The sequence below is a fragment of the Rhodohalobacter sp. genome (assembly GCF_041686455.1).
Taxonomy (GTDB): domain Bacteria; phylum Bacteroidota; class Rhodothermia; order Balneolales; family Balneolaceae; genus Rhodohalobacter.
In genome coordinates, this window is record NZ_JAWLDW010000001.1 from 35363 (window position 1) to 56733 (window position 21371).

Sequence of the window (21371 nt, forward strand, 5' to 3'; positions counted from 1 at the left end):
GCATAAATACAGTTGGCAAGAAGAAAAGATTCAGAAAAGAAGAAGCGTTTTTGGGACAACTCTAAAAAATCTGACAAAGATCATTCCATTGATGCGAAAGCTAAACATTGGGCAAGAGAGTGGCTTGATGCATTTCTTTGGGCGGCAATTGCGGCAATCATTCTGAGAACATTTTTCTTTGGTGCTTACCGAATTCCCACACCAAGTATGGAAAAGACCCTGCTCACAGGAGATTTCCTGATTGTGACAAAACTGGCATACGGTCCGCGCACGCCGATGACACTGTCTGTTCCTTTCACAGATATCTATTTACCGGGAGTCAATCTGCCATGGACTCGAATCCCCGGCTACTCTGATGTGGATCGGAATGATATTATTGTATTCAACTACCCGGTGGATATCGGCCCAATATCAACCAAAACCAACTACATTAAACGGGCTGTTGGTGTACCGGGTGACAGGTTGAAAATTGAGGATAAGCTTCTCTATGTAAACGGAGAGCAGTCGGAGTCTTATGAAACGTTGATGTACAACTACAGGGTACAAACCCGGGAACGGATTCGACTAAGCCCGGCTAAAGTACGCGAAGCCGGAGGGAATATACTGCAATCGAATAATGGTACCTTCATTATCAATATGACTCCTGTACTCGCAGATGAAATGCGTAACTGGTCAGAGATAGAAGCGGTAGAGTTTTTCATATTACCGGATGACTTCGATGAGTTCAGCCGTAGGCCGTTCAGCTTTTCTGAAGGTTTTACAAACCACGATAACATACCCGAATTTACAATTCCGTATCAAGGTCAGGAAATAGAACTGACTTCAGATAACTGGCATCTTTACAAAGCTGTGATGGAGCGTTACGAGCGGACCGATATCCAGAAAGATGGTGATCAATTCACGATTAACGGAGAAGATACCAATCGCTACACCATCAAAAAAGATTATTACTTTGTTATGGGTGATAACAGAGATGATAGTGAAGACAGCCGATATTGGGGCTTTGTACCTGAAGATCACATCATTGGCAAGGCGGGCATGATTTATTTCTCATGGGACGGTGAGCGCTGGCTCCCAAGATTCAACAGACTGTTCAATTTAATTCACTAACTGTTGAGTATTAGGTATCAGGTAGTGATTATTGAGTACTTGAGTTTTTTTAATTTAAAATAAAACTTACCTGAGACCTGAGACCTGAGACCTGAGACCTGAGACCTGACTACGTCTTAACCAAGCTCTTTCCTTTCTCCTGGCCTTCGCGTATTGCCAGCTGACCGCATCCTGCATCTATATCGTCGCCACGGCTTCTTCGAACGGTTGCCGTTACTCCCTGATCGGTGAGTGTTTTCATGAATTTGTTGAGCCGCTCTTCCCGGGCTCGTTTTAAAGCTACGCCCGCTACATCGTTATACATGATGATGTTTATCTTTGAAGGCACCCATCGGGCAATTTTCACCAAATTATGAGCATCCTGAGGAGTATCGTTGAACTCGTCAAATAGCAAATATTCGTAGGTAAGGGGCTGCTCTGTTTTCATGAAGTAATACTTTACCGCTTCTTCAAGTTTCTCCAAATTCAGAGACTCATTGATTGGCATAATCTCATCCCGCTTTTTGTCGTCAGCGGCATGAAGAGAAATGGCCAGATTTGTTCCGATTTCTTCATCGGCAAGCTGTTTGATCTGTTTCGTAAGACCAACGGTTGACACAGTGATTCTGCGGGGTGATAGATCAATTCCCAATGGATCTGATATAATGCGAGCCGATTCCACAACCGCTTTATAATTATGAAGCGGTTCGCCCATTCCCATGTAAACGATATTAGTGATCTTTTTGTCAAATTTCTCTTCGGTCAACTCATTAATAATCTGAACCTGATCTACAATTTCACCGTGAGTTAAACTGCGGAAGTATCCCATTTTACCTGTTGCGCAAAATGAACACCCGAACATACACCCTACCTGAGATGATACGCACACCGTTAACCGGTTTGCGGCTCCATCGGGGTAGAGGTCAGGTATCATCACAGCCTCTACTTTATAGGCATTTGGATCGTCCAGTTCAAACAGGAACTTTATGGTTCCATCAGTTGACTCTTGCTTACTGTGTACCTTGATCTTCTTAACCTCGGCAATCTCTTTAAGCTGTGCCCTTAAATCTTTGGAAAGGTTGGTCATTTCGTCAAAGGATGAAACTCCTTTCTGATACAGCCATTGAAGTACCTGGTCCGAGCGGTACCCGGCTAAACCAAGTTCGTTCAGATAATCAGAGAGTTCTTGTTTTGTAAGGGATTTTAAATCTGTCTTTTGAATGGTATCGGTCTTCTCTTTAATCATATCTCCAAAGTTACGAACAATGAGGCGGAAATGATATCTCAGGCGATTAGAATCGCGGATTTACAATATTGTTGTAAATTGAACCGAAGGTGTATGAGAGGCCAAAAGAGATGCTATAGTCGTAAGATGTGGGGCGTTGCCCGCCGCTAATTATATTTTCCGGATCGTTGGGATCGACGGCACCTTCGAGTGAAAGCTGATCATTAATCACCCGATAGCGCCCGGATAGACTGACGGATAAACCGCGAGTAATGCGAATGTTAAAAGATGGGTTTATTTCCAATCTGTTTATGGCAGTATCGTGAAAGTAGTTTAATCCCGAAACTCTGACGTCAATCCTTCCCCAGCGCTGATTATATCTTAATCTTGAGGATATTTCCTGAGACATGATAAGCTCTTCATCTTTTCCAAATACGGTGGTATTGAAATATCGCCGAAACATCGGTGATAACTGATATTGAACAATAAACCGCCGTTCCTGAAACTCGTTATAGGGAAAAAAGTTGTATTCAAAAGCCGGGGCAACATAAGTATGCAGGGCGATGTTATTCGATCTGTTAAAATTTGCACTTGCGAATAGCGCAACCGTTGCGTGATCACTGAGACTGTAGCCAAACATCTGCCAGAAATTTCCCCAATCCCGGTTGATGTTAAGTGTGCCGCTGGAAACATCGAGTGTTCGTCTTCGAAGTTCTCCTCTCAGGTTGGTTCTGATTTTCCAGATGTGAGTAGTTCGTTCCGCCTGAAAGCCTGAATAGAGCCCGAAGTTTGTTTCGCTCGATTGTCCTCTCAAATTAGACCGAACGTTCACATCAAAAACCCAACTATCCCATGGGTCAACAATATCATCCTCTTCATCGGCGAGGTCTGTTTCAGGAGTCTCGTAAAAAATATCAAGTGACCGAATGGCTACGGTTCCTGATACATAGGGCATGAGCCCGATTTTGATATATCGATTCAGTCCTATTCTTCGTTCGTCGTTGGAGTCGGTGCTGGAGGAAACATAGCGAAGAGTATCCGATCGCCCGTTCTGAAGACCGATCTCAGAAAAAATGAGTGTATATTCTCTGCCGCCGCCACCAGTTGCAAGATCGTTAATTAGTAAATAAACAGACGCATCGTCCTGATCCCGCACGTAATTTACAAAGTTAATGTTGGACCGAATATAGGATATATCACAGGAACTACAGTCCAGATATACATTTGGAATGGGATCCAGACGATCTGAGCTCTGAGCCGAGAGAGTCGAAGAGGTTAAAAATAGTAAGCTGGCAACAACCAATAAGTAGCGGAACACTGAATTTTATCTAAATTTTTCGGCTTGTTTTTAGGCACTCAAAAGTAATCATTTAAAGGGATGAATTTCCAATTTATTCAATAACAGTTTGTAAAACAGTGTATACTTTATTTCTTATTTTCTTTTTTTAAGGACAGTTTAATCAATCAAATAAAAAGACGGAGTTCCATTTGAAGTTTTTAGGATCTCAACTCTCTTACTTTTTTGCTAACAGGCGGACGCAGACAAACGTAAAGAAACTGCTGAAGTTTGTGGGTGTTCTATTCCTGATGTATGTAGCGTACTCAATCGCTTTTCATTACGTGGCAATGTACGAGGGGCAGGATCATACGTGGTTAACCGGCTTCTATTGGGTGATTGTGACTATGTCTACTCTCGGCTTTGGTGATATTGTATTTACCACAGATGTAGGCCGTGCCTTTTCTATGCTGGTGCTGTTTTCCGGAGTACTTTTTTTGCTGGTGATGCTCCCTTTCACATTTATTGAGTTTTTCTATGCACCCTGGATGAAAGCTCAAAATCAGGCGCGTGCACCAAAAAGATTGGAAGAGGAGACATTCGGCCATGTTGTGATTACGAATTTAAATGCTGTAACAGAAGCCCTTATCGAGAAATTGATATCGTACAAAATAGATTATGTGCTGCTGGAACCCGACCTCCAAAAAGCTCTGGATTTGTCAGATTTGGACTATAAAGTGGTGAACCTGGATCCAACCGATTACGATACCTATAACCGACTGTTTATAAAAAATGCCTCGATGCTGGTTGCCGCAGATTCTGACACCATAAATACTAACGTCACTTTCACAGCAAGGGAGTTCAGCGATAACATCAATATTGTGGCAACTGCCAATTCCGAAGACTCCGTTGATGTACTTAAACTGGCAGGTGCTAACAATGTGCTTCAGATGGGCGATATTCTGGGAAGAGCTCTCGCGCGAAGAACGTTGGGAGGCAATGCAAGAGTTCACGTAATTGGGCATATCGACAGTCTTGTGATTGGTGAAGTTACCGTAAAAGAGACCCCACTGATCGGTAAAAATCTGAAAGAAAGTAAGTTAAGGGAAAGATTGGGAGTGAATGTTGTAGGCATTTGGGAAAGAGGGAAATTTATTCATCCCGAGCCGGATACGATGATTAAAAGTAAAAGTGTTTTGGTATTGGCGGGTACCGTGGAGCACCTCAGAAAGTATGACGAAATAATGAGTATTTATAACGTTTCGGACGCTCCGGTTGTAATTATTGGTGCAGGCAGAGTTGGCCGAGCCGCAGCCAGAAGTATGGATGACCGTCAGATTGACTACAGAATCATTGATAAGAATCCGGATCGAATACAAACACACGAAAACGGTAAATATATTCTGGGAGACGCCGCCGATTTGAGTGTGCTGAATAAAGCAGGACTTGAAAATGCCCACTCGGTATTGATTACGACTCACGATGATGATGTAAATATCTACCTGACGATTTATTGCCGGCAGCTGAAACCCGACCTGGAAATTATCAGTAGAGCTACGTACGAAAGGAATGTGAATACCATGCACCGTGCGGGAGCAGATTTTGTGATGTCGTATGCCTCGATGGGAGCCGGGTCAATCTTTAATATCCTCGAAGATAAGGATGTGATTATGCTGGCTGAAGGGTTGAATATTTTCAATTATAAAGTGGATAGTAAGCTCTCCGGAATTTCCCTACTTGAGTCAAACATCCGCCAAAAAACCGGATGTACAGTCATAGCGGTGAATTGCAAGAATGAGGAAATGCTGGTAAATCCTCCACCTGACCGTGTATTAAAAAAGGATGATGAAATTGTATTGATTGGTTCCACTGAAGGTGAAAAACGATTCACCAAAAATTTTCTGATTTAAAGTACCGGTTAATTTTTCCAGAACCATGGAGTAAAAATGACAAGAACGGTAAAGAGTTCTAATCGTCCGATCATCATCAACATTAACAGAACCCATTTCCCGATGTAGGGAACTCCGGCATATTCATCCGTCGGGCCAAATTCACCCCAGGCAGGTCCAATATTTCCAAGACTGGCAATACTTGCTCCCATGGACGACATAAAATCGTAGCCCATTAAACTCATGATGAGTGCGCCAATTCCAAATATGATGAAGTAGACGACGAAGAACCCCAGAATATTTTTGAGGATGGTTGATTCAATAATTCGATTTCCCAGCCGGACCGGAAGCACTGCTTGAGGATGGATGATCTGACGAAATTCGCGGACAACATTTTTTAAAATAATTAGGATACGAATCATTTTGATACCACCACCGGTTGAGCCGGCTGTTCCGCCGCTAAAAAAGAGAAGGAACAGTAGAAAAGATGCAAATGGCATCCAGAGTGCATAGTCGTCAGTCCCAAATCCGGTTGTTGTAATAATAGAGACGACCTGAAAGGAACCGTAGCGAAGGGCATCTCCAAACTCGTAGTTATCGATTAGCCAGAGACCGCCCGAAACCAATACTATAAAAAGGACAGCAAGCAGGGAGAAAAACCGAATTTCCCTGTTTTCGAAGAAGCTTTTGGTATCACCGCTCAATAATCTGAAATGCATCGCAAAGTTGATACCGGCCAAAAACATAAAAACAGTAATGACTACATCGATATAGACTGAATCAAATCCTGCTACGGAACCGTTTTTAGTTGAGAATCCACCGGTTGCAAGAGTTGAAAATGCGTGGTTAATTGCATCAAACCAATCCATTGAGGGGTGAACCCAGAGCAGTAGAAACTGGACACCGGTCATGCCTACATAGACAGACCATAATAAAAACGCTGTTTCCTGAATTCTTGGGGTTAACTTATCGGATGTGGAACCGGAATATTCTGCTTTGTAAAGCTGCATTCCGCCAATTCCCAGAAGTGGCAGCAGAGCAAGTGTGAGTACAATAATTCCCATACCCCCCAGCCAGTGGGAGAGCGACCGCCAGAAAAGCAGACTTTTGTCGATATCCTCAATGGCAGGATTTTGAATTCCGTCGCTGGTTACTCCGCCCAAAATAGTTGCTCCGGTGGTGCTAAGCCCACTCATCGTTTCAAAAACGGCGTCTGTATAGCTATGTAGCGTTCCGGAAAGTGTAAAAGGAAAAGCACCGATTAAAGAGCCGAGGAGCCAGGTTAGGGAAACGATCAGAAATGCTTCCCTCATGCGAAGCTCATACTGCGGTTTGAAAATATAAAAAAGAGAAGCCCCTAATATCATTGCGGGAACCGCCGTAAATAAAAAGGCCTGCCAGGAGGACTCGTTATAGATTAAAGCTACTCCCAATGGAGCAAGCAGTGAGAGGCCTAAAAAGAAAGTCAGCCCTCCAAGAATCCCGATAACAATTTTGAAATCAATTCGGGGTCGGTTTGTACCTTGCTCAAGCAGATCAATCATTGAAAATCTCTTCTACCTTTTGAATAACATGTGGCTGAACAAAGATAATAACCCGGTCTCCTTTCCTTATAACTGAGTCGCCGGTTGCGACTTCTACATCTCCGTCATTAATAATTGCCCCAATGATCATTCCGTGTGGAAAATGAACGGATTTAATAGTTTTATCGAGTATACTGCAATTTTCACTTGCAATGACTTCGATTATTTCAGCATCAATACCATGAAGTGCTTTTACCATGAGTATGGTACCTTGACGAATATTTCTGTGTATTTCGTCTGTTGCAGAGGCTTTCACATTCACAATGGAGTCGATACCTATAGTCTGGCTGAGCGGCACGTACTGAGATTTAGATACGAGAGCAACTGTTTTTTTAACCTCTAAATGCTTTGCCATTAATGCAGAGATGATATTGGATTCTTCATCATCCGTTACGGAGATAAATGCGTCCATCTCCTGAATTCCCTCTACGGCAAGCAGGTTAGGATCTGTTGCATTTCCATGCAGTACCAAAATATCACGAAGTTCATTGGCTGTTTCAGTAGCAGCTTCTTTATTCGGTTCTATCAGTTTTATATCCCATTTTTGATCATCTGCACTAAGCTTACGGGCCAGGATTCGTCCCACTTCATTCCCGCCGGCAATCATAATCCGGCGAATCTTCTCATTCGTATGACCGGTAGCCTTAGATAAAATTTCAATTCCTTCCGTTTTTGTTAAAACAAAAATATGGTCGAGGGCCATGATTCGATTCTTGCCGGTTGGTAATATCGTTGTTCCCCTTCTTGAGATGGCAACGATACGATATGCGCTACCTCTATATTCCAATGCAAGTTCGCGGAGTGTACGATTGATTACCGGCGCGCCTTTTTCAACCCTGATACCTACAAGCTGCATTCTTCCTTCAGCTAAAGGCACAATGTCACTTGCCGAAGCTCTTTTGATGAGCTGATGAATCTCAGTGGCAGCACTCTCTTCCGGGTGAATGAGAACATCAATGCCTAGTTCAGAAGGAGTAACCGGAGCATCTTTTTGAGAAAGTTCGTCATTACGCACACGGGCAATTGCGGTTTTTACTCCAAGCCGCTTAGCCATCATGCAGGCAATGATGTTTACTTCATCAACGCTGGTACACGCCACCATCATATCTGCTTCTTTGGCGCCGGCGTTTACGAGGGCATTGGGTGAGGTTGCATTACCTTCTACGGTGAGTACATCTAGATTGTCAATGACTTTCTGCAGACATTGTTGTGTTTTGTCCATGACTGTTACATCATGTCGTTCTTCGGAGAGCACTTTGCTCAGCTCAAAGCCAACTTCACCGGCACCTGCTATAAGTATTTTCAAAATGGTAAATTCATTAATTGTACTTCAAACTGCCCAAACTTATCATTTTTTTCTGTAAAAGCAGAGTCTGAACAATAGGTTAAATTGGAAACATACCGGGTACAGGAGTTACAATCCATGTCTTAGAAAGCTTATGAGAAAAGTTGCAGTAACTCCATACATCTGTTTTCCAGAACTCCTCCTTGAATGGTTACATTGTGGAAACTTTTTTCGTTGATATCCTTGGACCGAATATCAATCTGGTCCATATTTTTAGATATTGAGGGGATGTCACAACCAAAATAAATAACATCTATCTTTGCCCATATCGCAGCACTCATACACATCGGACAGGGTTCGCAAGTAGTGTAGAGTGAAAAACCTGAAAGGTCTGTTTTTTTAACTAGACTACTTAACTTTCGAATGGCCAACAGTTCGGCGTGAGCGGTTGGGTCGTGTAATTTTTTTGTTTGATTGGCTACTGTAATAAATATTTCATCTCCCATGGCTAAAGCGGCTCCAAAAGGTGTGCTATTTTCTTCGGCAATTTCTATGGCCGCTTTCATAATTCGAAGGTCAGGTTTGATCATATAAAAGTTGTATTCTCTTTAAATTCATTTTAAATGTGTTTCCAGATAATCTGTGTAAATCTGGTAAAGAAGAAGATGACTTTGAGAATTGTAAGTCACCGCATGGCTTCCTTTTGGGAAGATCCTCAGATCTACGTCTTTGCCGGCTTCGGTAAAAGCTGTAATCATCTGCATGGTGTTCTGTATATGAACGTCTTGATCCAAGGAGGAGTGAGCTACAAGCATTTTGGCTTTTAGTTCATGGGCATGCTTCATAATTGAAATGTTATCGTAGTTCTCTTCATTCTCATCCGGCAACCCCATGTGGCGTTCTGTATAGATCGACTTATAGAGTCGCCAGTCGGTTACCGGTGCGCCAACCAGGCTTAGTTTGTAAACGTTCGGATGTAGAACTGCTGAAAGTGCGGCCATAAAACCACCGTAACTGTGCCCGCGAATAGCGATCCTGTTTTCATCTATCCAGGATCGTTTCGAAAGGTGTTTCGCCGTAGCGGCATAATCTTCTGCTTCCAATAACCCTAGTTTTTTATGGACTGACTTTTTAAAACCCCGGCCGTAACCGCTACTTCCCCGGTTGTTGATATTGGCTATTACATAGCCCTGTTGGGCCAGATATTGCACCCACGTTGATGTTTCAAATTCATTGAATACTCCCTGATGGCCCGGCCCACCGTAGATCATCAGTACCAGTGGATAGTTTTTATCGGGATCAAAATTGTGCGGTCGTATCAGATACCCCTCCAGGTCCACGCCTTGTTCTGTTGTAAAATTGAAAAGTTCCCTGGGCTGATAGGCATACTCCTCAATATATGATTCAACAGCTTCGCCATTGTCAATAGTCTCAATCAATTTACCGCCATTCAGGGTAGTTTTGAGATCGATTTTGTGCGGGGTTTCTGTATTGGACCATCTGTCGAAATAGTATTTTCCGTCGGGGCTCATATTAAAAGAATGCTTGCCCGGTGAGTTTGAGTACTGCACTTTATTTGTACCGTCGAAACTGATGGAATAAAGATGCCGCTCAAGGGGGCTTGCTTCTGTCGATTCATAATAGATTGTCTCTGTCTCGGTATTGATTGACAAAATCTGAGTAACCTCCCAATCTCCTTCAGTGACTTGATTTACAAGTTTTCCGTCATAGTCGTATCGGTAGATATGATTAAATCCGTTTCTGTCAGACATCCGGAAAAACTCGTTTCGGTCGGATGGAAAAAAGAGATAATTATTTGCGTCCGAAAAGAAGCTTAGGATGTCGATCCACCCATCATCTGATTTTTCCTCCAAAACCAGTCGTTTCTTTTGTGAAATGACGTCATAAAAATAGAGCTTCATTTCTGTTTGCTCTCTGTTCATCCATACAACAGCTAACTCTGAGGGATTTGCAGTCCAATAAATACGTGGGATCAGGCCATTTTCGTCTTCCAGGTCAACCCATTGATTTTCCCCGGTTTTAACGTCCAATATCCCAATATTTACAGTTGGGTTGTTAGTTCCGGGTTTTGAATAGGGGAACGTGTTGTATTCCGTGTAAAGTCCCTCATAATTGGGCAGACTGAGCTGGTTTACATCTCGCTCATCACTTTGCCAGTAGGCGATGTGCCGGCTGTCGTTACTCCACTCCCATGCCTGAGTCAACTTAAATGCATCCTCATAAACCCAGCCAAAACGGCCGTTGTAGAGATCTTCTACAGAAGAATTTGTGAGCTGCTTTTCTATTCCCGTCTCGATATCGTAAATAAACATCTCACCGTTTTTATGATACCCTACCTTTTTGCCATCGGGCGAGAGCCTGGCGTTGAATGCTCTATTAACAACGTAGGTGATCTCTTTCGAAGAGATATCAAAGTGAAAGTAGTCGGCGATACCTGAAATGTTGTATTTCCATGAGGTGTTAGGTTGAGATATAGTATTTGTTTTAAATAGAATGCTTGTTTCGTCTTTCGACCATTGGTAGTCCTCAAAGTAAAAAGGCATGGAAGTATGAGGAAAAATATGTTCAGCCGGGTGAAACAGCAGTGAGTCTTCTTGTGTTGTGAGATCATGAATTCTGATTTCAGGTGCAAAGTGCTGCAGGTTTTTCTCCAGATATGAGTATTGATTTCCATTGTCAATCCAACGAATATTTGATGGCCCCGGATTTCCGGTTAACTGCCCGCTTGAGAATAGTGCGTGCTGCAAACTTTGATACGTTTTGTTCTCCTGAGCATCTGCCTGCAAAAAGCTAACTGAGAACCAAAAAATGGACATCAACAGAAACCCGTAACTCGGTTTTTTCCACACCATCATCATTTTCTGTAATTAATTTGGGAACAAATTACTTATAACGGCACGTACCTGACACTGTTTCTTTAAGAATTAAGAAAGTAAATATTCAGTAGATTAGGAAAATTAACTCAGTATCGGATAACAACCTGCCTCAACCTAGAAGTCTAAGTCTATTTAATACAACAATAAGAGCACTTCTTCCATGATTAATTACACCCGGCTCCATCGGTGAATAGATCAATAACAACTCAAAAATAGATATCAAAATTACTGTAAGGTTAACGAGACTATTTTCTCAAACTTGCTTCTTATAATTCTCTATAAAATAAAAAATGTGTGATTAAGCTGTCTGTTGATTTATTAAAAAATGGAGTGGTCAGAATGCTAATCGAACCGTAAATAGATAGAAGATTGTAAGCGGTTTTCTTCAATTAAAGCTTTTTTCATCAATTAAAAATGATATGAAGAGAAAGCGTGCTTATTTTGATTGGTAAGAAAAATGCTAACTGCTAATGCCTCACGGAATCTAATAAGATTGATACGGAGGTGTCCAAAAAGCCGATTGTTAGTAAAAAATATTTAGAGAAATAGAGAAACCATAAGCAAGATAAAGTAAGGCTATGAAAAAAATTCTATTTGTTACAGTAATTACACTTCTATTTAGCTCAATGTCACTGGCTCAAGACAGTAGTTCAGTACTTCTCGAAGAGTATAATGAGCGATTCAAAACAGAGGAGTTTAATGTAATAATGCTTTTACAATCTACGGCGGCAATCTCTTTTCAGGATGATAATTTCAACGGCGGACGAGAATTTAGAATAGGGGTCCCACTGCTGGATTTCAAGGGATCTCTGCAAAATAATTTTATGTACCGGCTACAATTGCAGCTTACTCGTACACCATCTGTAATAGATGCATTTGTCGGTTATCGAATTTCAGAAAAATTCCGGTTGATTGCCGGTGAAAGGAAGCCATTTATGGTCTTGGAGCTGGATCCTAGTCCTGCCAAAACAGATATGATCAATCGCGCCAGGCTGGTTGGGGCTATGGTCAATGCAAGAGAGACAGGCTTGACTTTCCTGGGTGATTTTGACGGCTTTTACTACCGTGTGGGGATTTATAATGGTACCGGTTATAGCCGGGCCAACGATAATAGATTTCTCTATACGGGTAGAATCGGTTATAAAACCGATGATTTTAATTTTGGTTTGAACGCTTCACTGAACAGGACCCGGGAAGAATTTGTTGGAAACACAGGTTTAGAGTCGGCCGGTGACAGGTCTATTTATGGCGCCTATATCAAATATGATGGCGAGACCTTTTTTGGAACTGCCGAATTTCTGGAAAGCCAATTCGACTTGAACAATACAGCTTTGGAAGAAAAAATCACCGGGTTTTATGGAACGGTTGGATATCATGCTACTGATAAAGATGATTTATTGATTCGATGGGATCACCTCTCGTTCGATGTTTCGGGAATTGAGGATTCAGATCGGATTCTGTTGGGCTGGACTCGCCAAATGACAGAATTGGTGAGTATTCAACTAAACGGAATCTATCAGGTAAATGAGGTTTCTGATAGTCAGGCCGGAGTATCCGGGAATTTTCAGTTCTATTTCTAAAGAAATTATATCTCAACTACTGTAAGGAACAGATATCAAAGATTACCCTATACATCACTGAAAATAGGCTGAGATGCGCCATGTTTAATTGATTTGCAGATCAGCCGATAAGTGCCAATCACTAAGAAAATTAAAAAAGAAGATTCTATGAAAAAGGTGCCGTTATTTATTGTTGTTTTATTAATGCCTCTTTCGCTGGCATATGGACAGACAAATTCAGATACCGTAGATGATTTGGAAAACCGCCTCAAATCGGAAGAATTTAATGTAGGTCTGCTGCTTCAATCCGTGGGGGTACTTTCGCTTGATGATGATAGTTTTAACGGGGGGCGACAATTTGAACTCGGTGCAACCCGACTGGACATCAAAGGGCAGCTTCCCAGCAATTTTATTTACAGAATGCAGCTCGATTTCAGGAGATCACCCAGTATCATAGATGCGCAGGTGGGCTACCGGTTCTCAGATCAGTTCAGAATTGTAACCGGAATGTTTAAACCTTTTTTGAGTTCTGATCTGGATCCGAGTCCGGCCGCAACAGATTTTATTAACCGTGCCCGATTAGTGGGGTCTATGTTGAATTCCCGTGAATTGGGTGTTACAGCTTTAGGAGAAACTGAAGGTTTCAACTACCGTTTTGGAATATATAATGGAAACGGGCGCCAGCTTGGAAACGATGACAATAATTTTCTCTACACCGTACGACTAGGCTATCAAGTAAATCTCGAAGATAATGGTACAGTCGACTTTGGATTGAACGGTGCTGTAAATACATCTGAAGGAGAATCGGTTGGAAATACAGGCTTAATTTCTGCCGGTGACAGAACGATTTACGGAACGTTTGTGAAATACGACAGTGACACGTTTTTTGGAACCGTTGAATTTCTTCAGACTGATTTTGAGTTAGCAGGAAGCGGTTTGGACGAAACCATTACAGGATTTTATGCAACGGTAGGAAGTAACATCTCAGAACAGAGTCAGTTATTGGCAAGAGTTGACCATTTATCATACGATGAACTTGGAAATGATTCGAACCGAGTAGTGCTTGGATGGAACTACCAGACAACGCAGTTGGTCAGTTTTCAGCTAAACGGCTTACTCCAATTCAACGATGGAGTTGATAATCAGGCCGGAATCTCCGGCAATCTTCAGTTTCACTTCTAAGCAACATCTTGAAAACAAAAAAGGAGTGTCAGGTTTAACCTGACACTCCTTTTTTTATTTCGGTTAAATAAATTTTACCACTTCACTTTTTTCCATAGAATCCAGATTCCAATAAGTACGAAGGGAACACTCAGGAGTTGACCCATGTCAAAAGCGGCACCGACCAGAAAATCGGCCTGGGTTGCCTTAGTGAATTCAATCAGAAAACGGCCCGTAAACAATGTAACCAGAAAGGTGCCAAAGAGCGCCCCTTCCGGCGGGCTTGTTTTGTATTTCTTGTATATGACCCAAAGTATTGCGAGAACAATCACGCATAGCATAGATTCATAAAGCATAGAAGGGTGGCGCGGTACCATCTTCTCCGCTTCAGTAAGATAAGCGGAGTTCTTAAAGATAATACCCCAGGGAAGATCTGTTGGATTTCCGATAATTTCAGAGTTAAAAAAGTTGCCAAACCGAATAAACATTCCGCCGATTGCAACTCCCGGAACAACCCTGTCGGCTACCCACATAAAAGAAGTTTTGGCTGTTCGTCTGGCATAGAGATACATTGCAATGATAATTCCAATTGCGGCTCCATGGCTTGCGAGACCGCCGGTCCAGACCTGAGGAATCAGATGGATATTTCTGAGAAAATACTCTGGGTTATAGAAGAATACGTGCCCCAGTCGCGCTCCGATTACCGTAGCTACAATCACGTAGATAAGGAGTCTGTCGAGCTCTTCCTGGCTGCGTCCCGCATCTCGGTACATTTTTAACCCAACGAAATAACCGGACATAAACGCCATGGCAAACATTAGTCCGTACCAGCGAGGCTGCAAGGGACCAAATGAACTGATTGTAGGAGAATTAATAAACAGGAAGGGGAGCTGCCCGACAATAAATGCTCCAATGATCAACCCTGCAGCTTTCCATCCTTTCGGTTCGGGTGCCGGTTTTCCATTTTGTGCAGGAGGCTTAATCTTGCTCCATCCGAAATAGATGAGAGCTGCCGCAATTACAAGCCCCCAGATAGAAATTGGAACCGGAAAAGTGATTTCAGGAATGTTGACCAATACGGGGTCAAAATCCCAGACAATATGATTACTGTTGTTCATAAGATGATTTTAGTTCAAGTGGCGCCGTCCAAAATACAAAAGAGTGATGGAAGCTGCATTCAAATTATTGGCAGCTCCAAAATCATCAATTTCCTCCAAAAATTCTGCGAAGAGCGTCTCCCGCACGATCGCGGAGAATATCCTGAATGACTGACGTATCGGGGCGTACCTGTGGATCTTCCGATGTTCCGGTAATGAGAACCGGTACTGCAAGTGTACCGTCTTCCCGCTGAAGTGCCTCGGCCGCTTCTTTTGATATGACTGTTGCAATGCCACGTTTAAACCGTTCGGGAAGGAAAAGTGTGGCTTTGTAATTAATTGCATCGGTTACCAAGTGCTGCGTTCCTTCCAACTCCATGCCGATGTTGTCACTGGTTAGACTGAAATCTTCCAGTGTCATTACGGTATCTTTGATGGCAAAAGTGGAAGTGAATTCATCCAGGTTCATTCGGTTGAGTTCATCTGCCCGGAGGAACTGAGCCAGACGTTGCTGTATCGGGTGTCCTTCAATTCGTCCCTCGGCCAGCCCGAAAGTTCCTGAGGCATCCGTTGTGGTGATGTCCGGTGCAGCCGTTTCATCCAGTTCGGTATAATATTCAAATTCTGAGCTAAATAGTCCGCTGATGTATTCATGAAACTTACTGTCGCTTCCCATAAAACCGGTGTCACGGAAAAATGCCTTTGCCCGTAAATCGGTAAGAGATCCGTTAAACTGAACATTGGTTCGAAGCGGATCGGGCACTTTCCAGATCATTGTACCTGTAGCAGCGCCTTCGAACATGCTGGCTTCAGATTCATCCAGAATCAGCTCGTCGGGGTTCATTCGTCCTGAACCGGTGATTGATGTGATCGGCAACCCAAATATTACGAGACTATCAATATTTGCCGTTACATCTGCGGTCAGATTTGGCAGGTTGATGGGCAGCGGCTCTTCATCTGTTTCTTCCTCCCAGTCAATCATTTCATCCATGTTGAGGAATCGGCTGCGGTAGTTTCCCGTCATATTTGGCATCGTTGCTTCCGAATTGTGACTCTCTTCAAGGAAACCGAGATATCTGCGGAGTGAGCCCTCCAGTTCAAAGTCTGACGAGCCATAATTCATGGAGAATTGTTCCAGCGTCATCACCTCAGGGGTTGCACTCAGTCTTCCCTGAAGATCCGTTACCGGTAGGGGGATGGAGTCTCCGATGGCATTGACGTTGCTTACCTGTAATGATCCGTTCAGAGCAATTTGAGTCGGATCACCGGCCGGACCCCGCGCATTCAGATTCATGACTGCATTACCTGTCAGTTCCTGAATCCAGGGTTCAAGCGGGTAGTATGTGGAGATGTCATCAAAAAGAGCATTTCCATCGAATGTTAGATCGAATGTAGGATCTTCACTTAAATAGTTGGAAACACTACCGGTCATGGCGAGGGCATTTTCGCCGGTTCGGAATCGTGAATTGCTGATTGTTAAGCGTGTACCCGTAGCTTCGGCAACAAAGGTGATGTCTTCCAGCGGACGGGCCACACTGCTGTGCGATAGGTAGCCGTCCTGCAGTTCAATTGTACTGCTTTGAAGAAGGGCTTCAATTTGATCCGGGTCAGGTTCTCCCTGAAGTTGAATTTGTGCATCCAGCTGTCCTCGCATCATCAACGTGTCCTCATCAATCGGGTAGAATTCTTTGACAGTAGCCAGGTCAAAATTCAAATTGGCTGAAAGGTCAACCGATCGGGTATTTTCATTCAATGGGTTGAGAACAGATCCCGTCATAGTAAACAGATTAGACTCTGCTCTGAGTCCCGACTGATTGATCGTAATTCGATCTTGATTCGCTTCAATATCGGCTTCTATATTTTCGATTGGTCGAGGAACATCCGCATATTTAATTCTGCCATCTGTAAGCTTGAAAATTCCCGAAAAGGTTGCCTCTTCAGGTTGATCCATCTGACCATTTGCATTGGCATTTGCTTCCACTATTCCGGCAAGTTCATCAACTCCAAACTCTTCGATAGGGTAAAAACGGCTCAGCGTCCCGAGATCCACATCGCCGTCCAGTTCAACAGAGAAAACCCCATCATCGTCAAGCGGACGTTCGAGAGTACCTGTTGCTGTTACGGTATTGTCTCCTGCCCGTGCACGAAAATCACGGATGGTAGCAAGGTCGTTACTAATATCTACCTGAATGATTATATCCTCGATAGCGTCGGAAAGATCCGGATTTTGCAGGAATCCGTCGGCCACATCAATAACAAGATCGAATTGAGGCAGATCCTCCTCCGTTAGTTGCCCTGAAACTGATCCTTCCAGACGCATTGAGCCACGGGTTTCGAGTCCGGCAAGAACTTCATCATATTCCGGCGGCGCCAGACGCAGAAGTTCCCCAAAATTATCTGAGCTGGATGAGAATTGGAGATCCACTGACGGTGCATCAGAACTCCAGTTCGAGATGTTACCCGTAAGGTTCAGGGCCAGTTCACGAATGGAAAAAACACCTTCACTCAGAGTTAAAACTTCATTTTCGAGATCAAGTGTGGAGGTTTGGTTTAGACTTAGGGATAGATTGCTGACGTAATTGGTTTCGTCAATAGTGGCACTCAGGGAGCCGAGTTGAGCATCCACAGTACTTTCAATCAAGTCGGCGAAACGGAGTGAAATGTCGGCATCCAGTTCCGATAGGTTGAACAGAGAACGGGTGGTTTCATCTCTGTATGTGAGTTCTGCTTCACGGATCGTGAACCGGGAAATATCGATAGCCATACCTTCCTCTTCCTCGGCAGATCCTTCGTCAGCTAAAGCGAGTAAGAAATCTACATTAGATGTGGAATCCTCATAAATATGATACGAAATTGAAGGCCGATTAATCGAGAGCTCTGATATGGATAACTCACTTTTAATCAGTGGTAAGAGCTCAACACCTACAACAAGATCATCAACGGTTGCTAACATATCTCCCTCCGGAGTGGGAAGTAGAAAATTCTCCAGCTCAACACCAAACTGTGGAAAGGTTCGGAAAAAGGTAAGCGACATATTTTCAACCTGAACATCGCTGCCGGTGATGGCCCGGACTTCGGGTAGAATCATTCCTTTTAGACGGTCATCAGTGAAATAGAGGTTCAGCGCTACAATGATAATGGTGAGCAGGATGATGAAGCCTGCGAAGATCTTGAGGAAGGTTTTCATGTGTCTCCGATTGTTATTGTACTATTTTTTATAAGATAACAGGTTTCGGCTAATTTTCGAGTACAGGAAAGTTATGATCCAAAATAAAAAAGCCTGTAGTGCTAAATGATTAAGCAAAACAGGCTTTTAAAAAATCCGAGTTGATTTTCGCTTTATCCTAGTTTCTCGAGTGCAGTATCTATTCTTTCGAGTACCGTTTCTTTTCCAAGAAGCTGCATTGAGGTGAATAGGTCGGGCCCAAAACCCTGTCCTGTTACGGCAATACGAAGAGGCATCATTAATTTACCAAAACCAACATCATTTGCATTGATCACATCTTCGAGATGACTCTTTAATGTGGCTGCTTTAAATTCGTCATCCTCAAGCTCGCTAATTTTCTCTCTGTATTGAGAAACCAGGTCTGAGCTGTCGGATTTCCACTTTTTGAGAGCTTTTTCATCATACTCTTCAGGATCTTCGAAAAAGAAACTTCCCATTTCCAGAAGTTCATCAATTTTACTGACGCGGTCTTTCAAAAGCGAAATTGCTTTCTGCAGATATTCATCATCCGGAAATTCAACACCTTTGGTTTTTGCGATTGGCCTTAATCGTTCGGCAATGGCTTTGTTTGTTTGCTCTCGCAGGTAGTGCTCGTTATACCACAGTAACTTTTTGTGATTAAACACCGCACCGCCTTTGCTAACCCGATCTAGCGTAAAGAGCTGGCAGAGTTCATTCAGAGAATGAATTTCACTGTCGTCTCCCGGACTCCAGCCTAGATACGCCAGGAAATTGACCAGTGCTTCCGGCTCATAATGTTGTTTGATATACTCTTTGGTGTTCACAGGAATTCCCTCTTCCTCTGCTTTCCGCTTGGAGAGTTTGCCCCCGCTTGGCGACATGATAAGTGGAAGGTGTGCCATTTGCGGGGGTTCCCAGCCAAACGCCTGATACAGAAGAATATGCTTTGGCGTACTGCTGAGCCACTCCTCTCCACGAATAACATGAGAGATCTCCATCAAATGATCGTCCACAACATTTGCAAGATGGTAGGTAGGCATCCCGTCAGATTTTAGCAGAACCTGATCGTCCAATCCTTTTGATTCGAATGAAACATGTCCGCGAATGAGATCCTCAAAACGGATGGTTTCTCTTCGCGGTACTTTTAGGCGAACAACATATTCATCACCCGCTTCAAGTTTTTTCTCAACTTCATCCTGTGGAAGAGTGAGGCTGTTTTTCATCGATTGACGTGTAACAGCGTCATATTTTGGAGATGGATTCCCTGATTTCTTCAGGCGCTCCCGCATCTGATCGATTTCATCGGTAGTGTCGAACGCGTAGTAGGCTTTGTCCTCGTCAATTAGCTGTTTGGCATATTTATTATAGATCTCCTGGCGTTCACTTTGCCGGTAAGGTCCAAAATCACCGCCTTCATCTGGCCCTTCGTCAATATCCATGCCACACCAATTCAGCGAGTCAATGATGTCCTGTTCTGCTCCCTCTACATATCTGCTTTGATCGGTATCCTCTATTCTTAAAATAAATTTCCCATCTTTGTGGGATTTTGCAAACAGATAGTTGTATAGTGCTGTTCGGAGTCCACCGATGTGTAAAAATCCTGTGGGTGATGGTGCAAAACGAACGCGTACTGATCCTTCCATGAAACTTGTTTTATGGTGAAATTTAATTAGCTTTTAAAAATACGGCGATTTATGAACGAAGGCTAATCAAATCCGATTGCTTCTTGATAATGGCCCCTAAAGAGATTAACTAAAACACTATTCTTATGAAATTTGCTAGAATTCTTCTCTATTTAACCTTCTTTGTTGCTTTGATATTTTTGATGTCCGGTTATGGTTATCAGTGGAATGTCTGGGAGCTGGGTACAGGTTTTACACTGCTACGGTATGCCGCTTATGCATTGATTGGGATATTTGTAGTCAGTGCGGTATCTCTCTGGTTTTTACGGAAGTCCGGATTTAAGGCAACCTCTTACCTCGTAATTATATTATTTCTGTCGGGGGCGGCATCGGGTACAGCACTCTACTGGCAGCAAAGAGCACAGTCTGTGCCGGCAATACATGATATCTCTACAGATCTGGAGTCACCGCCTGAGTTTAACGCTATGGTAAGATTACGTACTGACGCCCCGAATCCTCCGGAATATGCGGGTGAAGAAACTGCAAATGCTCAGCGTGAAGCGTATCCCGAAATTCAGCCCTTGATACTGGATGCAGATCTGCAAGATGTAATGGATGAAGCGGTAATGCTGGTTGTAAATCGTAGGTGGGAATTAGTAGCCATTAACCGGCAGCAAGGCAGGATTGAGGCCACAGAAAAGCTGGCGTGGTTTGGATTTAAGGATGATGTTGTTTTGCGATTTTCTGAAACCAGTGAAGGAACTCGTGTTGACATGCGCTCTAAATCCAGAATTGGCCGAAGTGATGTGGGCGTGAATGCGAAACGAATCGAACAATTTTTGGACGACCTTGAAAATAGATTTGAGTAAACTTTTCAGAAAGCACAAAGGGGTTGACAAGTGAATGATTGATTGGGTGAAACTTTACAACAGGAAGTTTCACAATCAAGAAATATTTAGTGCGAATTGTGAAAGTATACTTATTAAACGGATTTTGCTCATCAAAACTGCTGGACGTATATTTATAGAAATTCCAATCACCAAATGAATGAACTAGCAATTATGTCAGATTCTAAAATTCCCCGGTTTCATCTTGCTTTTCCCGTTAAAGAGTTAAAAAAAACAATGACCTTTTACAGAGATCTTCTTGGTTGCAAAACCGGTCGGAGTTCCGATAAATGGATTGATTTCGATTTTTGGGGGCACCAGGTAGTGGCTCATGTAAGTCCGGATGACGCGGGCAAGTCGGCTTCAAACGAAGTGGACGGACACGCCGTGCCGGCCAAACATTTTGGGGTAATCCTTGAGTGGGATGAATTTCAAGAGCTCGCAGATCGATTAAAGGAGCATGAGATCAACTTTGTGATCGAACCCTATGTTCGTTTTGAAGGAAAGCCCGGCGAACAGGCCACAATGTTTTTTCTGGACCCAAGTGGAAATGCACTTGAATTTAAGGCGTTTAGAGACGAGAGTCAGATATTTGCCAAGTAGATAAAGAGAAT

The 21371-nt window shown here is 43.1% G+C and carries 15 protein-coding genes; 6 read left to right on the forward strand and 9 right to left on the reverse strand.

Annotated elements, in window-relative coordinates; genetic code table 11:
• Window positions 1–12: 12 nt before the first annotated feature.
• Window positions 13–1110 (forward strand): signal peptidase I, encoded by a 1098-nt coding sequence (gene lepB, locus ACESM0_RS00155; protein ID WP_372902441.1) that lies wholly within the window; start codon window positions 13–15, stop codon window positions 1108–1110.
• A 109-nt stretch (window positions 1111–1219) separates the two neighbouring features.
• On the opposite strand, the gene rlmN is transcribed toward lepB, so the two are convergent.
• Both rlmN and ACESM0_RS00165 read right to left on the reverse strand, forming a co-directional pair.
• The gene (gene rlmN / locus ACESM0_RS00160; RefSeq protein ID WP_372902443.1) at window positions 1220–2335 is read right to left on the reverse strand and encodes a 23S rRNA (adenine(2503)-C(2))-methyltransferase RlmN; all 1116 of its coding nucleotides are present in this window, start codon (window positions 2333–2335) and stop codon (window positions 1220–1222) included.
• 46 nt (window positions 2336–2381) lie between these two features.
• Complete coding sequence (locus ACESM0_RS00165) at window positions 2382–3632, reverse strand: hypothetical protein (RefSeq protein WP_372902445.1); 1251 nt, start codon at window positions 3630–3632, stop codon at window positions 2382–2384.
• 170 nt (window positions 3633–3802) lie between these two features.
• On the opposite strand from ACESM0_RS00165, the gene ACESM0_RS00170 reads away from it, so the two are divergent.
• Window positions 3803–5500, forward strand: coding sequence for a potassium channel family protein (locus ACESM0_RS00170; protein ID WP_372902446.1), 1698 nt, complete (start codon window positions 3803–3805; stop codon window positions 5498–5500).
• 8 nt (window positions 5501–5508) lie between these two features.
• Here ACESM0_RS00170 and ACESM0_RS00175 read toward each other — a convergent pair whose 3' ends face one another.
• From ACESM0_RS00175 to ACESM0_RS00190, 4 genes are all read right to left on the reverse strand, one after another.
• Window positions 5509–7023, reverse strand: coding sequence for a TrkH family potassium uptake protein (locus ACESM0_RS00175; RefSeq protein WP_372902448.1), 1515 nt, complete (start codon window positions 7021–7023; stop codon window positions 5509–5511).
• Complete coding sequence (gene trkA / locus ACESM0_RS00180) at window positions 7016–8368, reverse strand: Trk system potassium transporter TrkA (protein ID WP_372902450.1); 1353 nt, start codon at window positions 8366–8368, stop codon at window positions 7016–7018. The genes ACESM0_RS00175 and trkA overlap by 8 nt, the downstream gene beginning before the upstream one ends.
• 131 nt (window positions 8369–8499) lie before the next feature.
• The gene (locus ACESM0_RS00185; RefSeq protein WP_372902452.1) at window positions 8500–8937 is read right to left on the reverse strand and encodes a nucleoside deaminase; all 438 of its coding nucleotides are present in this window, start codon (window positions 8935–8937) and stop codon (window positions 8500–8502) included.
• 24 nt (window positions 8938–8961) lie between these two features.
• Window positions 8962–11226 (reverse strand): S9 family peptidase, encoded by a 2265-nt coding sequence (locus tag ACESM0_RS00190; protein WP_372902454.1) that lies wholly within the window; start codon window positions 11224–11226, stop codon window positions 8962–8964.
• A gap of 596 nt (window positions 11227–11822) precedes the next feature.
• Here ACESM0_RS00190 and ACESM0_RS00195 point away from each other — a divergent pair.
• Both ACESM0_RS00195 and ACESM0_RS00200 read left to right on the forward strand, forming a co-directional pair.
• Complete coding sequence (locus tag ACESM0_RS00195) at window positions 11823–12824, forward strand: hypothetical protein (protein ID WP_372902456.1); 1002 nt, start codon at window positions 11823–11825, stop codon at window positions 12822–12824.
• 147 nt (window positions 12825–12971) lie between these two features.
• Window positions 12972–13985, forward strand: coding sequence for a porin (locus ACESM0_RS00200; RefSeq protein ID WP_372902458.1), 1014 nt, complete (start codon window positions 12972–12974; stop codon window positions 13983–13985).
• A gap of 74 nt (window positions 13986–14059) precedes the next feature.
• On the opposite strand, the gene lgt is transcribed toward ACESM0_RS00200, so the two are convergent.
• The 3 genes from lgt to gltX form a co-directional block, all read right to left on the reverse strand.
• Window positions 14060–15082: a prolipoprotein diacylglyceryl transferase gene (lgt, locus tag ACESM0_RS00205; RefSeq protein WP_372902460.1), complete on the reverse strand. Its 1023-nt coding sequence runs from the start codon at window positions 15080–15082 to the stop codon at window positions 14060–14062.
• An 85-nt stretch (window positions 15083–15167) separates the two neighbouring features.
• On the reverse strand, window positions 15168–18248 hold the full coding sequence (locus ACESM0_RS00210) for an AsmA-like C-terminal region-containing protein (protein ID WP_372902462.1): 3081 nt from the start codon (window positions 18246–18248) through the stop codon (window positions 15168–15170).
• A 152-nt stretch (window positions 18249–18400) separates the two neighbouring features.
• Complete coding sequence (gene gltX / locus ACESM0_RS00215; protein ID WP_372902464.1) at window positions 18401–19891, reverse strand: glutamate--tRNA ligase; 1491 nt, start codon at window positions 19889–19891, stop codon at window positions 18401–18403.
• 125 nt (window positions 19892–20016) lie between these two features.
• Between gltX and ACESM0_RS00220 the strand changes: the two genes are divergently transcribed.
• Both ACESM0_RS00220 and ACESM0_RS00225 read left to right on the forward strand, forming a co-directional pair.
• Complete coding sequence (locus ACESM0_RS00220) at window positions 20017–20739, forward strand: DUF1499 domain-containing protein (protein WP_372902466.1); 723 nt, start codon at window positions 20017–20019, stop codon at window positions 20737–20739.
• Between the two features lie 192 nt (window positions 20740–20931).
• The gene (locus ACESM0_RS00225; RefSeq protein WP_372902468.1) at window positions 20932–21360 is read left to right on the forward strand and encodes a VOC family protein; all 429 of its coding nucleotides are present in this window, start codon (window positions 20932–20934) and stop codon (window positions 21358–21360) included.
• Window positions 21361–21371 lie beyond the last annotated feature (11 nt).

What these genes read in the sequence shown, in the direction of transcription:
- ACESM0_RS00190 (WP_372902454.1), bottom strand. Translation starts at nt 11,226, where the DNA reads ATGATGATGGTGTGGAAAAAACCGAGTTACGGGTTTCTGTTGATGTCC.
- ACESM0_RS00175 (WP_372902448.1), bottom strand. Translation starts at nt 7,023, where the DNA reads ATGATTGATCTGCTTGAGCAAGGTACAAACCGACCCCGAATTGATTTC.
- ACESM0_RS00185 (WP_372902452.1), bottom strand. Translation starts at nt 8,937, where the DNA reads ATGATCAAACCTGACCTTCGAATTATGAAAGCGGCCATAGAAATTGCC.
- ACESM0_RS00220 (WP_372902466.1), top strand. Translation starts at nt 20,017, where the DNA reads ATGAAATTTGCTAGAATTCTTCTCTATTTAACCTTCTTTGTTGCTTTG.
- ACESM0_RS00225 (WP_372902468.1), top strand. Translation starts at nt 20,932, where the DNA reads ATGTCAGATTCTAAAATTCCCCGGTTTCATCTTGCTTTTCCCGTTAAA.
- gltX (WP_372902464.1), bottom strand. Translation starts at nt 19,891, where the DNA reads ATGGAAGGATCAGTACGCGTTCGTTTTGCACCATCACCCACAGGATTT.
- lgt (WP_372902460.1), bottom strand. Translation starts at nt 15,082, where the DNA reads ATGAACAACAGTAATCATATTGTCTGGGATTTTGACCCCGTATTGGTC.
- rlmN (WP_372902443.1), bottom strand. Translation starts at nt 2,335, where the DNA reads ATGATTAAAGAGAAGACCGATACCATTCAAAAGACAGATTTAAAATCC.
- ACESM0_RS00200 (WP_372902458.1), top strand. Translation starts at nt 12,972, where the DNA reads ATGAAAAAGGTGCCGTTATTTATTGTTGTTTTATTAATGCCTCTTTCG.
- ACESM0_RS00195 (WP_372902456.1), top strand. Translation starts at nt 11,823, where the DNA reads ATGAAAAAAATTCTATTTGTTACAGTAATTACACTTCTATTTAGCTCA.
- ACESM0_RS00210 (WP_372902462.1), bottom strand. Translation starts at nt 18,248, where the DNA reads ATGAAAACCTTCCTCAAGATCTTCGCAGGCTTCATCATCCTGCTCACC.